Origin of the sequence: Gardnerella vaginalis (genome assembly GCF_001546485.1) — a bacterium.
Taxonomy (GTDB): Bacteria; Actinomycetota; Actinomycetes; order Actinomycetales; family Bifidobacteriaceae; genus Bifidobacterium; species Bifidobacterium vaginale_D.
Genome location: NZ_KQ956867.1, coordinates 21624 through 36950, shown reverse-complemented (window position 1 = coordinate 36950; position 15327 = coordinate 21624). Strand labels below are relative to the sequence as shown.

At 40.9% G+C, this 15327-nt stretch carries 9 protein-coding genes, 1 pseudogene and 1 riboswitch; of the genes and pseudogenes, 5 read left to right on the top strand and 5 right to left on the bottom strand.

Going from position 1 to position 15327, the window contains the following annotated elements:
- Positions 1–50: 50 nt before the first annotated feature.
- Positions 51–1652 carry an ABC-F family ATP-binding cassette domain-containing protein gene (locus HMPREF3208_RS04315; RefSeq protein ID WP_064347402.1) on the top strand — a complete coding sequence of 534 codons (1602 nt, stop codon included), beginning with the start codon at positions 51–53 and terminating at the stop codon, positions 1650–1652.
- A gap of 48 nt (positions 1653–1700) precedes the next feature.
- Entirely contained in the window at positions 1701–3935 is a 2235-nt protein-coding gene (locus tag HMPREF3208_RS04310; RefSeq protein ID WP_081091180.1) for a beta-carotene 15,15'-monooxygenase, read from the top strand.
- A gap of 18 nt (positions 3936–3953) precedes the next feature.
- Here the strand turns inward: HMPREF3208_RS04310 and HMPREF3208_RS04305 are convergent, their stop codons facing one another.
- The 3 genes from HMPREF3208_RS04305 to HMPREF3208_RS04295 form a co-directional block, all read right to left on the bottom strand.
- The gene (locus HMPREF3208_RS04305; protein ID WP_064347400.1) at positions 3954–5144 is read right to left on the bottom strand and encodes a pyridoxal phosphate-dependent aminotransferase; all 1191 of its coding nucleotides are present in this window, start codon (positions 5142–5144) and stop codon (positions 3954–3956) included.
- Between the two features lie 88 nt (positions 5145–5232).
- The gene (gene ppgK, locus HMPREF3208_RS04300) at positions 5233–6003 is read right to left on the bottom strand and encodes a polyphosphate--glucose phosphotransferase (protein WP_016636647.1); all 771 of its coding nucleotides are present in this window, start codon (positions 6001–6003) and stop codon (positions 5233–5235) included.
- A 96-nt stretch (positions 6004–6099) separates the two neighbouring features.
- Positions 6100–7131 (bottom strand): glycosyltransferase family 2 protein, encoded by a 1032-nt coding sequence (locus HMPREF3208_RS04295; RefSeq protein ID WP_081091179.1) that lies wholly within the window; start codon positions 7129–7131, stop codon positions 6100–6102.
- A 72-nt stretch (positions 7132–7203) separates the two neighbouring features.
- Positions 7204–7350: riboswitch (FMN riboswitch) on the top strand.
- Positions 7351–7356: 6 nt separating this feature from the next.
- On the opposite strand from HMPREF3208_RS04295, the gene HMPREF3208_RS04290 reads away from it, so the two are divergent.
- The 3 genes from HMPREF3208_RS04290 (at position 7357) to HMPREF3208_RS04280 (ending at position 10796) form a co-directional block, all read left to right on the top strand.
- On the top strand, positions 7357–7926 hold the full coding sequence (locus HMPREF3208_RS04290; RefSeq protein WP_064347394.1) for an ECF transporter S component: 570 nt from the start codon (positions 7357–7359) through the stop codon (positions 7924–7926).
- Positions 7927–7946: 20 nt separating this feature from the next.
- The gene (locus HMPREF3208_RS04285) at positions 7947–10280 is read left to right on the top strand and encodes an energy-coupling factor transporter ATPase (RefSeq protein WP_064347393.1); all 2334 of its coding nucleotides are present in this window, start codon (positions 7947–7949) and stop codon (positions 10278–10280) included.
- A 210-nt stretch (positions 10281–10490) separates the two neighbouring features.
- A complete protein-coding gene (locus HMPREF3208_RS04280) occupies positions 10491–10796 on the top strand; it encodes a YhbY family RNA-binding protein (protein ID WP_064347391.1) in 306 nt (101 codons plus the stop codon).
- Between the two features lie 164 nt (positions 10797–10960).
- Here the strand turns inward: HMPREF3208_RS04280 and HMPREF3208_RS04275 are convergent, their stop codons facing one another.
- Both HMPREF3208_RS04275 and HMPREF3208_RS04270 read right to left on the bottom strand, forming a co-directional pair.
- Complete coding sequence (locus tag HMPREF3208_RS04275; RefSeq protein ID WP_064347389.1) at positions 10961–14773, bottom strand: hypothetical protein; 3813 nt, start codon at positions 14771–14773, stop codon at positions 10961–10963.
- A gap of 4 nt (positions 14774–14777) precedes the next feature.
- Positions 14778–15327, bottom strand: a pseudogene (locus HMPREF3208_RS04270) (hypothetical protein); the annotation flags it as partial.

Below are 15327 nucleotides of genomic sequence, written 5' to 3'. Positions count from 1 at the left end.
AGTACATATAGATAAGAAGCCTACTTTTTCGGGGGAACGGAACATACATTATGCCTATTGACGCACAAGCATTAACCATTCAAATTGGTGCGCGCACGCTGTTAAACCCTACCGATTTTCATGTTACAAAGGGAGACAAAATCGGTTTAGTCGGTAGAAACGGCGCAGGCAAAACGACACTTACTCGCGTTATTACTGGAGATATGCTTCCAGCAGGCGGATCCGTGAGAGTAAGTGGTGGCTTGGGGTATTTGCCACAAGATACTCACGCAGCAGACCCTGAACAAAGCGTCATCGACCGCATTATGAGCGCTCGCGACATTGCTTCTATTGTTTCGCGTATACGTAAAGCAGAAAAAGAGATGACCGATCCCGATCCGGACGTGATGACTAAAGCCATGAACCGCTATGACAAAGCTATGCAAGATTTTGAAAAAGCAGGCGGCTACGCAGTGCAATCCGAAGCAATCTCAATGGCAACAAGCTTAGGATTACCGCAAGAAGTGATGCAACAAGCTCTTGGCACTCTTTCCGGCGGACAACGCAGACGCATTGAGCTTGCACGCATCCTGTTTTCAGACGCGGACACATTAATTCTCGACGAACCTACGAACCATTTGGACGCAGACTCGATTATTTGGTTACGCAACTATCTGAAACGCTTTGAAGGCGGATTCCTTGTTATCTCCCACTCAACGGAACTGCTTGACGAAGTAGTAAACAAGGTTTGGCATTTAGATGCTCAACTCGCACAAATAGACATGTATTCAATGGGCTGGAAAGCATACTTACATCAACGCGTAGTAGATGAGGAACGCCGCCGCCGCGAACGAGAAGTTGCAGAAAAGAAAGCAGAACGCCTTATGAAACAAGGCATTCGCTTGCACGCAAAAGCCACAAAAGCTGTTGCTGCACAAAACATGATGCGCAGAGCCGAACGTTTGCTGAGCGAAACAAGCGAAGCTCAAAAACAAGAAAAAGTTGCCGACATTCGCTTCCCAGAACCAGCACCATGTGGTCGCACACCAATTATGGCTAAAGATATTTCTAAAGCATACGGTTCTAACATTGTTTTTGCAGGTATTAATCTTGCAATAGACAAGGGTTCCAGAGTTGTTATTTTGGGATATAACGGTGCCGGAAAAACCACAACTTTACGCATCTTAGCAGGTGAAGAAACAGCCGATACTGGCGAAGTGCAGTATGGGCACGGCTGCAAAATTGGCTACTTTGCACAGGAACACGACACTTTAGACTTAGACGCTACGGTACTCGAAAATCTGCAGCATGTTGCACCAAACTTAAATGACACTCAAGCACGATCTATGCTTGGAAGCTTCCTATTTTCAGGTGATGACGCCATGAAGCCTGCACGAGTACTTTCCGGCGGCGAAAAAACTCGTCTTGCGCTCGCAACACTTGTTACATCACAAGCTAACGTACTGCTTCTCGATGAGCCTACAAACAACTTAGATCCGGCATCTCGCGATGAGATTCTTAAAGCTATTGCAAAATATGAGGGCGCAATTGTGCTTGTTACTCACGATGAGGGTGCTGTTGAAGCATTGCAGCCTGAGCGCGTACTACTCATGCCTGATGGTGATGAAGACTTGTGGAATGATGAGTATCTTGACTTGGTTGCTGAAGAATAAGTATTCGTTCACTGTTTACTCGAAGCTTTGCAATAGAATGGTTATGTGATGGTTGCATCGTCCACGGCTCAAAATTTGTCGAAGAAATCACAGCATGCTCAATCACAAGATGCTAATACCTACGTGAGCAATACAACTCACGCTCATGGCTTACCTTGCGCATGGCATTTTTTGCGCATACCATTGCTTATCGCTGCGTTCGTCATACTTTTTGAATGTTCAATTGGTAATCTTCCCTTTTGGAATAGCATTACTGGCAGCACGGATAGCGCATCCGTCCACAATACTCTTGGTAGTGGTGTTCGACGTTTAAACTCCGGCGGTTTACTTATAACTGACCCCTCAGAAGCGTATTTGGAAGTAATTTCAGATGGAAGCTCGCCTTATATTCGTCTTCAACCGTCGCATATTAAAAGCAAATTTTATAAAAAGCAGCAAATTACAGATGATATTCACACGCGTATTGAAGCTAATAAATATGTGAGCAAGCCACAAAGCACAAACCCTAGAGCACTTGATGCTTCATTGCTGATGCTACCTCATGAAGCAATTGATCAGCATTGTATTGTGCGCGTATGGCTACAACATCCTGTAGGCGCTGTGCTTGATATTGAAGATGCTCGTGCTAACGTCCGCGCACCGTTTAGCTGGTCTTGGGGACGTGTAAGTCTACTAGTTATTTTCGCATTGCTACTATCTCTGTGGAATCCATGGTCAAAAATATGGCATATTCAGCTTGACACTAACAGCCTACGTCAACGGTGCTATCTTGCATTATCATGGCTACCATTCGTTACTATTGGCATAGTAACAATTATTTGGAATTTGCGTAATGCTACTCCTATGCATTTCGACACTGCAGGTAATTACACCTATGATTTTGACCAATACGCGCACACAGCTGATGCGTTGCTCAGTGGCAAAGTTCATCTTAATCTGCCAGTTCCTCACGAATTAGCACAATTAGCGAATCCTTACGATCCAACAGCTAGAAACAATCTCCTTAATCATTCAGTGCATCACATGTACTGGGATTACGCGTACTATCAGGGACACTGGTATTCATACTTTGGCGTGTTACCAGCAGTATTGCTGTTTTTACCGTATAAACTTATTACTGGATTATGGATACCCGGTGGCACAATGCTTCCAACTACAGTTGCCACGCTTGTGTTTCTTATTGGTTTTCTTATTGCAGGTTCTTTACTTGTTCTTCGCATCATTCAACATACTGCACAAAACGTGTCTTTAGGAACCGTATCAATTGCGTTAGCATTATTCTTTATTACCTCGAATACTGTGTATTTGTGGTTTAGGACCTCATTCTATTCAGTTCCTATGGCTGCTTCACTTTTCTTCACAACTCTTGGCTTATGGTGTTATTTTGGAACGAATAAAACACATTTATTGCGAAATATTATGCTCGGTTCTTTCTTTATTGCGCTGAACTTAGGTTGTCGTCCTACATTTGTTATAGCTGTTCTTTTCGCAATTCCTGTTATCTATTCGCGCGTGAAAGAAAATATAAACAGTATTCTTCAACACTCCTGCCAATCTGATTCATGGCATAACCTTTTGAAATATGCGGCAGCTTGGGTACTTCCTTGCATGATTACTGCTATACCTTTCGGATTATACAATTTGCTCCGTTTTGGCTCACCCTTCAACTTTGGCAACGAATATCAGATCACTATTACCGATATGACTACTATGCGTTTGCCTTTACAAAATATTTTGCCATCTATTTTTAGCTATATTGCGCTACCTTTGCGTTTTATTCCAACTTTTCCTTGGATTGGTATTCAGCCTGTTGCTTTTGACAGATGGCAGTATGCTGAACCTATGATTGGCGGAATGTTTACGTTATCACCACTAGCGCTCATTGCAGTAGCTGCTGCCTGCATAATGTATAAACGTTGCCACGTTCGTCTTGCATGGCATGCCAGCATAATAGCATTCATAATTGGGGTTGTACTTATCGTATTCGATAGTTTGAAAGCTGGCATTGGTTGGCGCTATATTGCTGATTTTGCTTGGTCTTTTGCCATTATTGCAGTAGTTGGTGTTACATTACTTTTAGAATATGCTATTTCAATTCGCAAAAATGCTTCTTGGCAGAAGAAAACTCTTTCATACAGTATCCATTTTTTGATAGTAACGCTGCTTTTTGCTTCGATTATTATTGCAGCACTCAGCTGGTTCGTTACAGGTCGCGAAGATAGTACGCTCCGCTTTAACCCGGACTTATGGTATGTAGTTCGTTCGTGGCTTACGCTTTTTTAACGAAACGTTCTTTGCAAATCATTCTTCGCAAAGAAGAGTATCGACAGTTTGTAAAAGTGCTTTCAAACCTTCAATAAACTGCGTTGGTTCCGGCAGTAACGAAAGTGCAAGATACCCGTTTGCCGGCATATCAAAATAGTAGCCTGGCTGCGAAACTAAGTGATAATCCTGTATTAAACGCAATGCTAACACATCATCGTCAATGCAAGATGGTACACGCAACAAAATATTCCAACCGCCTTCTGCGCGCAAAGCAGTTACACAACAATGCGGCCAAGAAGCTAAGGTCTTACGAAGAGTTGCAAGATTGTTATTCACGCGATTTCGCACCTTTTGAGTCTGCGAAGAAGCGTATGCCAGCAACTCGGGAATGTGCTGCGAAACCGTTGTTCCAATTGGCAAAAAATCGTCTGCTATAACGTCAAGTCTTTTTTGAGCTTCATAAACGTCATCTTCCGGCCCTGAAACTTCAATCCAACCAACTTTTGCGTGAGGAGCAGCAAGCATTTTAGAAAAACCATCCAACGCAAACACAAGCGTTGAAGCTTCTCCAGCAAACCTAGCGTTCGTTTCAAAAGGCTCTAACGAATAGTCGTAGAACACTTCGTCAGCAATAATCGCAACGTCATTATCATGACATAATTGCAATAATTCTTTTCTTTCTTCTTGCTTAACATAGGAGCCTGTAGGATTATTAGGATTAATAAGAACGAGCGCTTTAATTCTCAAAGACGCATCTTCTAATAACTCTCGAACGCGAGGCACGTCAATAGTCCAAGAACCGTCGTAATGCAAAGGATACGGTATTGCGTTCACGCATTGCAAGCGCGCAATCGACTCAATAAGCGGGTAGCCTGGAGTCGGTCCCATAACAGCATCTCCTGCGTCGCAAAGAAGCATCATAAGCCATGCGTAAGCTTGAGACGTTGAAGAAAGCACGTAAAGACGATCTGGATTCAATGTTGAAGGAGTAGAAGTATTCGTGCGATTGTCGCGCTTGTTAATAAAGTCTGCAATAAGCTCCCTAGCTTCTTGAGGACCTCTTGCATCGGCAGTATAACGTCCAGATAAACATTCAGGAGCAAGAGCGTGAACAGTAGGATTAGAGTCGTTTAATTTAGTGAGTTTTATACCCTGGGATACAGCTTTACGCTGAGCTACAATAATAGGATTCGGTTCGCTTACATCTACTCTGGAAGAAAATCGCACGCAACTACCCTAACACTTGGCATAGCAAAAGCTGGGCAGTGCATAAACCACACACCCAGCTTCTACCAGTAATCTTATCAATAACTATTTAATGCTGCTGCTTTTGACTTGCATAATAAGCTGCACCAATAATACCAGCCTCATTATGCAAAGAAGCGACAACAATAGGAGTCTTAATATCAATATGTGGAAGGAATTTTTCGCTTACGCGACTCACACCACCACCAACAACAAACAAGTCAGGGTTAAAGTACTTTTCCATCAAACCGTAGTACTTTGTTAAGCGCTTAGCCCACTTCTTATAGCCCATATCAAGCTTTTCACGAACGGAAGAAGCAGCATACTTTTCAGCATCGCCCTTACCTTTTTCAAGCTGAATATGACCAAGCTCAGTGTTTGGAATAAGCACGCCGTTGTAAATCAAAGCTGTACCAATACCGGTTCCAAGCGTTGTAGCAATAACTAAGCCATCCTTATCTTTAGCGGCACCGAACTTTTGTTCAGCTAAACCAGCAGCGTCAGCATCGTTAACAACTGTTACTGGACGACCGCAAGCCTCACTAAAGACTTCAGTAACGTCAACACCAATCCAAGACTGATCAAGATTAGCCATAAAATCAAGCTTCTTACCCGGCTTAATCGGAGCTGGGAATGCAATTCCCACAGGAACATCTGCAGGAACTTCAAAATGTTCAAGCTGCTGACGAACAATATCCGCAACCGCCTGAGGCGTAGAAACTGCAGGAGTGAGAATCTTATAACGAGGTTCTGCAAACTCGCCTTTTTCCAAATTCACTGGAGCAGCTTTAATACCAGAACCACCAATATCGACGCCAAATGCTTGTGCAGTGTCAATCATCTCACTAACACTCCCCTCTGAATGTGTGCTGTAACAGGATATTCAACAGTATTCTACCGTATATTCAGTGCGACACGCTTACTATGTTGGTAGCTTCTATGCTATTGGCGGCATAGGTTTCCACGTTCCGTCGTGCAAAATCTTACGAGAAGCCAACCAACCGGTGAATAATTTGGTAATACCAGAAACAATATGCTCACGGTCAACAGCAACCAAACGAATAAGCTCTTTAGCAGCTGTTAAAGCAGTTCCAAGCGCAAACATCAACGGGCGAAAATCACCATGAACCATAAAGTAGCGAGCCATAAACCCACGATTTCGCATAATATGGTAACGGTTCATATCTGATGTTGAGTTGAGTTGACGCACTCCAGCGATATCCCAATTAGGAATATCGCGAGTACGACGAAGAATAATATCAGGAATAACAATAGGATTCGTAACTTTACTAGCAAGATACCCATAGGTAGTATCATCCCAGTAAATAAAGTAGCGAGAATCTGGGAAGCCGATTTTTTCAACAATATCGCGACGAATCAAACCACCCTCAAAGCACATCGTATTCATCACACGATAACCAGCTCTTCCGAAAGCGGCTGGAGCAATAGGATTCGGTATACCAAGAGGAACCAAAAAATCATACTGCCAGTAGAAATTACCACCATCATAATCTAAGCGGCTTCCTTGAATAACAGCGTGACGCTTCGTCCAAGGAGCAAGACGCTCAATAGATTCAGGCACTGTTTCAACATCATCATCCATAACCCAGAACCACTTAGCTCCAAGTTCGTAAGCCTTCTTTACACCAGCACTAAAACCACCGGCTCCACCAAGATTTTCAGTTTGAGGAGCGTAAACAACGTGAAAACAATTGCCTTCAGCGTCCTTTTCTGCATTTCCCCAACGATTAGTTAAAGAAGCTTCAAGACGAGCAACCATTTCGCGAGTCTTATCGCTGCACTCATTGTCCACAACAACAATTCGCCAAGGACACTCGTTCAAACATTCAAAAGAATGGAATAAATTCTCCAAAAGTTCTTGACGCTTATACGTAACTACAACAACAGCAAGCTTATCAATACTCTTAGCTTTACTGCGCACAATTTTCTTTGTTCCCATATTGCTCATACTTGTATTCTCGCACCTACCCTCGCCACACAATGATTGCAACAATGTTCTTAGCATGAGATACAAAAGAATAGTTAGTTTCAGGGAAGGTGAAAATCCTTACTGGCGGTAACAAAATACGTGTTTCATGCGTTTTTGAAGCCCGCGAGCGGCTTACAAGCTGCTGATTCGGTTAAATTCCGAAGCCAACGGTTACAGTCCGGATGAAAGAAACGGAGACCCATCATGGGCATTTCTCATACCAATAATCACCAAATAAACTCTTCAAACGCACGCTGGTCTAGTGAGAAAATCGCAAAATATGCGCTATTTGTAGCACTTTCAATGGCAGTAAGCTTCATAGAATTTCCACTTATTCCAGACTTGTCGTATTTAAAATATGATCCTTCTGGAATCGTGTGCCTAGTTGCAGGATTCGCGTATGGTCCTGCAGCTGCAGCAATCGTAAGCATACTCGGCTTTGCACCGCACTTGTTTACCAATCCACTCGGCACAGTTATGGCAGTACTAGTTTCTTTAGGAGCTAGCGTTACAGCAGCAATCGTGTACAAGAAAATGCACACCAGAAAAGGCGCAATCATTGCACTTTTGGCAGGCTCTATTGTTGCAATTGCGCTCGCAATAGCAGGAAACCTTGTTATTACACCGCTTTACGCCCATATGACTGTTTCGCAAGTTGCGGCTCTTATTCTTCCAGCATTACTGCCGTTTAATATTATTAAACTTGCTTTGCACGTAGCAGTAACTATGCTTATTTACAAACCAATTTCCAACCTACTACACAAAAATAACTAATCATCCTAAGCAGCATAGTTATGCATAATATCAGCACAAGCAGCAGTACGAACGAAGCTAAAAAGCACATGATTGAAAACAATGCACAAGTAGTGTTGCGAAATATTTGCTTTAGCTACGATGATGGAAAAACTTGGACGCTTGAGCAACTAAATCTTACAATTCACCCTGGTGAACGCGTAGCGATTGTTGGCAAAAACGGTTCTGGTAAATCAACATTGGCAAAAATTATTGCAGGACTAGTCGCTCCAGATAGCGGCTATGTTGAATTGTGCGGCGAAAAAGTGTTTGAAAATACTACTGCTTATGCTGATGCTTACAAAAACGCGCGAAAATATATTGGCGCACTTTTCCAAAGTCCTGAAGATCAGGTTATTACTACAATTACTGAAGAAGATGTTGCCTTCGGACTAGAAAATTTGCAATTCCCTCAAGAAACAATGCATAAGCATATCAACGAGGCTTTAAAAACCGTTCATATGGAAGATAAGCGTTACGATGACCCTAGCACTATGAGCGGCGGACAGCAGCAACGAGTAGCCTTAGCAAGTGCTATTGCGATGAATTCTAAACTGCTTGTTCTTGACGAACCTACTTCTATGCTCGACTCGTTCGCACGCAAAGACGTAGATGCATTATTCGATAATTTGCACAAAAATGGCACTACTATCGTTCAAATTACACACAATTTTGAGGAATGCAAGCGCGCAAATCGCATACTTTTACTAAAAAATGGCATCCTCAAAGAAGTAAGCTTGAATGGTTTAAAAACTTACTTTTCTCATATTGAGTTGGCAAATAATCATGTAACTAACATGAGCAAGAACAAAAACTTAACAGATAGTAGATGCAAAGAAAATAAGTCAGATATCGCTGTAGAAATTTCCGGACTAACTGTTCAATATGATAAAACTTCGCCAGCTGTTATTAATAATTATTCACTCACTGTTACAAGCGGAGAAACAATTGCAATAATGGGCGAAAACGGCTGCGGCAAATCAACTCTTGCCAAAACAATGTGCGGATTATTAAAAGCCAATTCAGGAAACATAACAGTGCATGGCATATCTGTTAAAGCTAAAACATCTAGAATAATACGACAAAAACTACATCAAACAATTGGCTACGTTATGCAGCTCCCCGAACAACAGCTTTTTGCTGATACAGTACGAAATGATGTTGCTTACGGACCAAAAAATTTTGGGCTAAAAGGCAATGCTCTCAAAGAACGCGTGGATGAAACCCTACGCTTACTGAACCTTGAGAACTTGGCTGAAAAATCACCTTTTGCGCTTTCTGGAGGTCAGCAGCGTCTTGTTGCAATAGCTGGCGTTCTCGCTTACAAGCCACGCGTGCTCGTACTGGATGAGCCAACAGCCGGATTAGATTTTGAAGCTGCGTTGCGTATTCGAGAAATTCTTGAAATGCTACACAATCAAGGCGTAACCATTATACTTATTACGCATAATCTTCAAGAAGCAGAAGATTTAGGCGCAAGATTAGTAACATTAAAAGCAAACAATAAAGCAAACAATACTGAAAATACTGAAAATAGCATAAAGAAAGAAAGTTCCACAAAAGCAAAAACAACTTCACTACTTCAATCTTTTGACCCACGCGCAACACTGCTATCATGCTTTATTCTTATGCTAAGTGCTTTTAGCATTACTAACTACATACAGCTAGCTATTCTTGCTTTTACGACATTTACACTAACTGTTGCTGCAAAAATACCATTTGTTAAGCTTATTGCTTCACTGCACATGATTATTGCAGTATTTGTTTTCTCCGGACTACTGAACATTCTGACAGTGCGAACCGGCACAGTACTAGCAAATATTGCAACTATTCCTATTACAACTGATGGAATTAATTACGCAATACTTTTTGCAACACGATTCTCGCTTGTTATTATCATTGGAGCAATTCTAGTACTAACAATGAGTCAAACAACGCTGAGCGAATCTTGCACACGATTACTATCACCACTTCGACATATTGGAATACCAACGCAAGAAATAGCACTTATTATGAGCCTAGCGCTACGATTCTTACCAACACTCAGTGCAGAAGCGCACTCTGTGGCACTAGCGCAAATCGCTCGCGGAAGTAGCATTCGAGATGGTTCTTTTAAACAACGAGTACACGCTATAACAGCTTTAATAGTGCCAGGTTTTGCAGGAGTCATTCGCCATGCTGACACTCTTGTGCTCGCATTAGATGCACGCTGCTACACGCCTGGAGCTGAAAGAACTCACTTGTACTCATGGAAAATACGTATCAAAGACGTGCTGCTACTAGTAGTTACTCTTTGTGTTGTAAGCGCGATTATTGTGTGCAACATGCTACCTTGATAATAAAAATTTTGAAAATATTTCACACTTTTGCAGCACGCGCAATAAATACGGGATAAATGTGCGATAAATACGCGATAAATAAATTTATATTAGCGCATGCAACAGTTCGCAAGATACTGTATAATCCGTTAAGCACTTATATAACACTGATGTACCTGAAGTACTACTTTTAAGATTACCTATACTGGGTATTTGAAAGGACGCCTTATGGCATTGACGAAAAAGCAGACGAAGCAACTGCGCGCGCTCGCTAATACGTTAAGTCCACTGTTGTATGTGGGAAAAAACGATATCACTGATGCAGCTGTGAAACAAGCAGACGAAACCATGCAGTATCACGAGCTCATGAAGTGCGCTGTGCAAGATGGTTCCGGATTAAGCGCCAAAGAAGCTGCTGACGAACTTGCTCAAAAGCTTGGCGCTGAAGTTGTGCAAGTCATCGGCAATCGTTTTGTGCTGTTCCGCGTCTCTCCACTCGACAACGTTGACCACATTATGCTCGTGCGTGAATAAAACTCTCTCTTAGTATTTTTATATTTTTGCGATACTTCGTAAATAAAAATGCTCCATGATTGCAAAACTGCAGAGGCAGTTCGACATTCATGGAGCATTTTGTTTTCATTTAAGCATATTTGGTTATTTTATTAAAATAACCAAATATTTGCTATGTTTACATATCATGGAACGATATGCAGTTCATCATCAACTGCTGGAGTTTCAGCAAGATCTTCATCCCAAGAACAGTATCTGGAATCGTTAATTGCTATAGTAAATCTATTTCCAGTTTTTACATAAGTTGAAAGATACCTATCAACATAATCTTTGTAGAAGATCAGACCTTTTGTCAATCTAGTTCCTGGAGCTGAAAAACCAGATTCAGTTCCATGAAAATTAGTAACAATGAGCAGGCGTTTGTCAAACATAAATGTACTACGATCAGACATTCTTCCAGAGAAGACTTGATAACCCTTTTCTCGCCATTTCAGCACTTCTGCTTCATGCTGACGTTCTTTAGAAGTTAACTTAGTTATATTAATTAACTTATTAATTTCACTAAGATCATCAGATTCCAAATAATTTGGTGCAGTTACTTTACCTAACTCATTACTACCCTTGGTTAGATTTGTGTCGATAGGATATTCAACAAGATAAGTTTTTTTAACAAAATCATTATTTTGCAGTTTATATATTGTTTTTCCCCATGGGAAATGAGGATCTTCCAACCAGTTATGGATCTCAGAATAACCACCATCTGGTACTTTATTTTCGAGGAAAACAATACCATTGTGATTTTTGTCAAACATCATGGTTGCAAAACCATAACTAAGTATTGTTGAAGGCGTAACTAATTTTTTCCCATCATATGAAAATACTCGAGCTGATGTTGGACTGTAACCTTCAATATATCCATCACTTGACTCTATAGATTTTTCAGATTTTGTAGCAGTAACAATTAAATCAGGTATTTTATCATTATTAATATCCCAAAGAGAGTAGTAATACTTATCTGCATCACCGAATTTATACTTGCCGTTGAGATTAGCTAGCACGTCTTTATAAGCGCGACCAGCTTGAGCAAGAACTGCATCGCTAATCTCATTTTGTGATTGAGATGCAGTATCGGCAGAGCAATTACCAATCGTCCACGGATTATCCTTATTGTTGAATAACTCATATTCATGCGTCCAACTAGCTAATTCTTTAGAAAGCAAATTTGGACCATAACGAGTGATACGCAAATGCACACTTGCAGCTACGACAGGCTTAAGGGATAGTTTCATCCACGCTTGAGCAGCATGCGCATCCCCTGAATCATTAGTCTTAAATTCGCCATGCAAAATGGCATCAATTGATCCATCCAGACCAACGCCTGCAGAATCAAAGATGTACAATGTCGGTTTAACCCACAAGCCAACTCCAGTATCTAAAGAACCATTTGCTTTGATACTATTGCCACAGGCTTGTTTAGCAGCATTATCTAATTTATTATTTGATTCATTAATCAGATTCCAAGAGTTATTCTCGTAGCTAACGCCTAACTTTATATCCTGCGACCAGTGTGGATTAGTACTGGCATTAACTTTAGCATTGAAATTACCTTTAATTCCTAACTTTGTTTCGACATTTACAGTAATAGGAATAAAACCTACTGTAATCACAAAATCAGAATTTAACTTACCTAGCTCATTATTAAATGACCTATTTATAGCACCCCATGCTTTTGCATCAACGTTTGTATTTGATTTGAAATACAGGTAGGTTTCAAATTTTTCTACTCTTCCCAAGAAACGAACATGCAATTCAAAATGCAAACCAAAAGAAGCTGAATATTTAGCAAACACTGAAGCGCCAGCAGACTGTTTAGCTTCCATGTCTGCTTCAATAATGGCTTTCTTCACTTCCTCATCATTTTGGCTACAAGTAGCCTTTGATTGAGTTTTTTCATCTTTGTGTTGCCAACCAGCATAGCATGAAGCAGAAATGGTTTTATCAAGTGGATTCTTGTCCACATCAATATCACGATTACTTGGTTTAGTGGAATCGCTAACAGAGATCATCGAGCCAGGTTTTTTTACCAGCTCAGTATAGTTACTGTCGATATGAGCGCTACTATCATCAACTGTGAGTTGCCTTGCAGTAGAAAATGGTCTATCTTCGCTAATATCCGCTTGATAAATAGCATCTGTGAGCATTGCAGGTTCAGTAACAACAACCCAAGTATTACCTTGCTGTGTTACACCAACAACCTTACGTAAGAAGCCCCTCGGAGCATTCTTTCCAGGAGTGGAAGCTAAAATATCACCAGCCTTGTATTGAGGCTTCTTGTTAAACACTAATGAATCAGGATTAACAGCAGTAATATCATTGCTCAACTCGTCAGGCATCACAACTTTAGCTTTGTCACTAATAATAGTTTTCTTAGCATCCGGCAGTTGAGTATTCACGTCACGCTGAGCAGTACCGAAACTATTGTTGGTACGAGATACAGCTTTAACGTGTATAGCATTCTTACCAGCAACCGGTATGGTAATCTCCATACTCCATATTGCTTTGCCATGAGCATCGTAAGAAACAGCAGCATTACCTAAATCAACTGTCTTATTATCAGAAGAATGAACAGTTACATTCACATAGTCAACTGACGAAGCTGCGTCAACAGTACCAGAAATTGTTAACTTCTTACCCTTAGAGAAATCAATAGAAGCATTTTCCTTAGGAGAAGTCCATTTCACAGTAACAGTTTCAGCCTTATCGTTTTGAACCCTACTGCCAAGAATGCTACCGAGCATCAAAACTTGAGAAGATACGTTACTTCCTCGAGCAGATACTTTCGCATTGGTTGCGTCAGTGTCCACGAAATCAAGCTGAGGTAGTGCTCCTTCTTTCGCGTCAACTACTGCACCAGTAGATCTGCCTTGAACAGGTTTACCATACTCAACAAATGCACGTTTACCAGAAGCATGAGCACTAACTAAGGCAAGTTCAAAGGCACTATCGTTTGATTGTTTACCTAAAGCAACAGTAGAAGTTTTATCTTTTTCTGTTGTTGATTCAACCCAATTCTTAGCAATTGACGGCACAAAACTTCCAGTTACGTTAGCATGAGCCATACTTGGCATAGCTCCTGCAACCCATCCGCGTACATACAACTCAGCAGAAGCAGCATTTTCTGATTCAACACTAATTGAGCCATCTATAGAACTTGGAACAACTATTGTAGAAACTACAGAATCACCTTGTGGAAGAGCTATCTCTTGCCCAGCTACCTTAACATTTCCAGCATTTTTCATAGCAACTTTCATAGTCACATATGCTGCTCGCACATACTCTCCAGGAATATTACCTAAGCCAAGTAATCCAACTTTGCAATGTGCAGATGAACTCATACTTGTGCAGGATACTTTCTGATTAGTATCCATACGAGTTACTGGTTTCGCTAAAGAAACAGTTGCGCCAGGAACATAAGCTGGCTTCTGATTCTTAGCTGCTGCAACAGTTTTTGATTGTAAGAATGCAACAACTTCAACACGAGCCTGAACTGTTTGAGAAGCATACACATGAAGCTTACCATCTGCAACATGAGCTAACACTGTTTGTGAAGCATCGTGTTTTGCAGCTACTTGTAATGCAGGAGCACCATCAACATACACAGTTGTATCATTATTCGCATTGAATACACTCACGCGAACCAGTGCACTACTGTATCCATGCGCGCCAGGTAAACCAAGCGTTGCATTACTGTCTGTCGATATAGAATTATCCTTGCTATCTTTGGATTCATTCGATGCTTCAAGATACGGAACCCTGGCACGGGCATCAACATTAATATTCGTTTCACTGTCAGCATTTGCATCATTAGCATAAGCAATATTTGCTGGAGCGATACAAACAATCATAGAAAATGTTATCAAACTCACAAATGCTTTATAAACAAAAGCAGTATTGTGAATCATACGCATGATATTGCAAAAAATTGTATTGCGTTTCATCTTCTCACTTCTCCTTCTTAGCATGCACACCATTGACGTTCAATCGCATACTCATTCCTACAGAAGCCGCTATTGCCGCAACTAACACAATGCACGTCATACCCACACCTGTAGCTGACAATACGCTAACAAAATGTTTCCGTTTTGCTACTTGAGAAGACGAATGTGAACCATCATGAATATTTGAATTTGAATTGTTATTAGAATTGTTTGCATTATTATGAGCAGATTGAGTCTCGTTTCCTTTATCTATAGCTGAGCCGTTATTATGAGACTTATCTGACACATGAGAACTGTTATTTTCAGAGCTTGCATTTTGATTATTATTATCACTGCTTGAAGAATACGAATCATGATTATCTTGCGTATTATTATGATCAGTATTATCAGTTTTATTGCTATGCTGCTCTTGAATCTTTAATCCACCAGCCAACGACACTGTAAGCTTAGATTCTTGAAGAATTACATTATTAGCATCAGCACATGTAACAAAAATAAGTTGATTATCGCGCTTCTTCACCGCTTGTAAAGCTAAACTGTGAGCACCCCCCCCC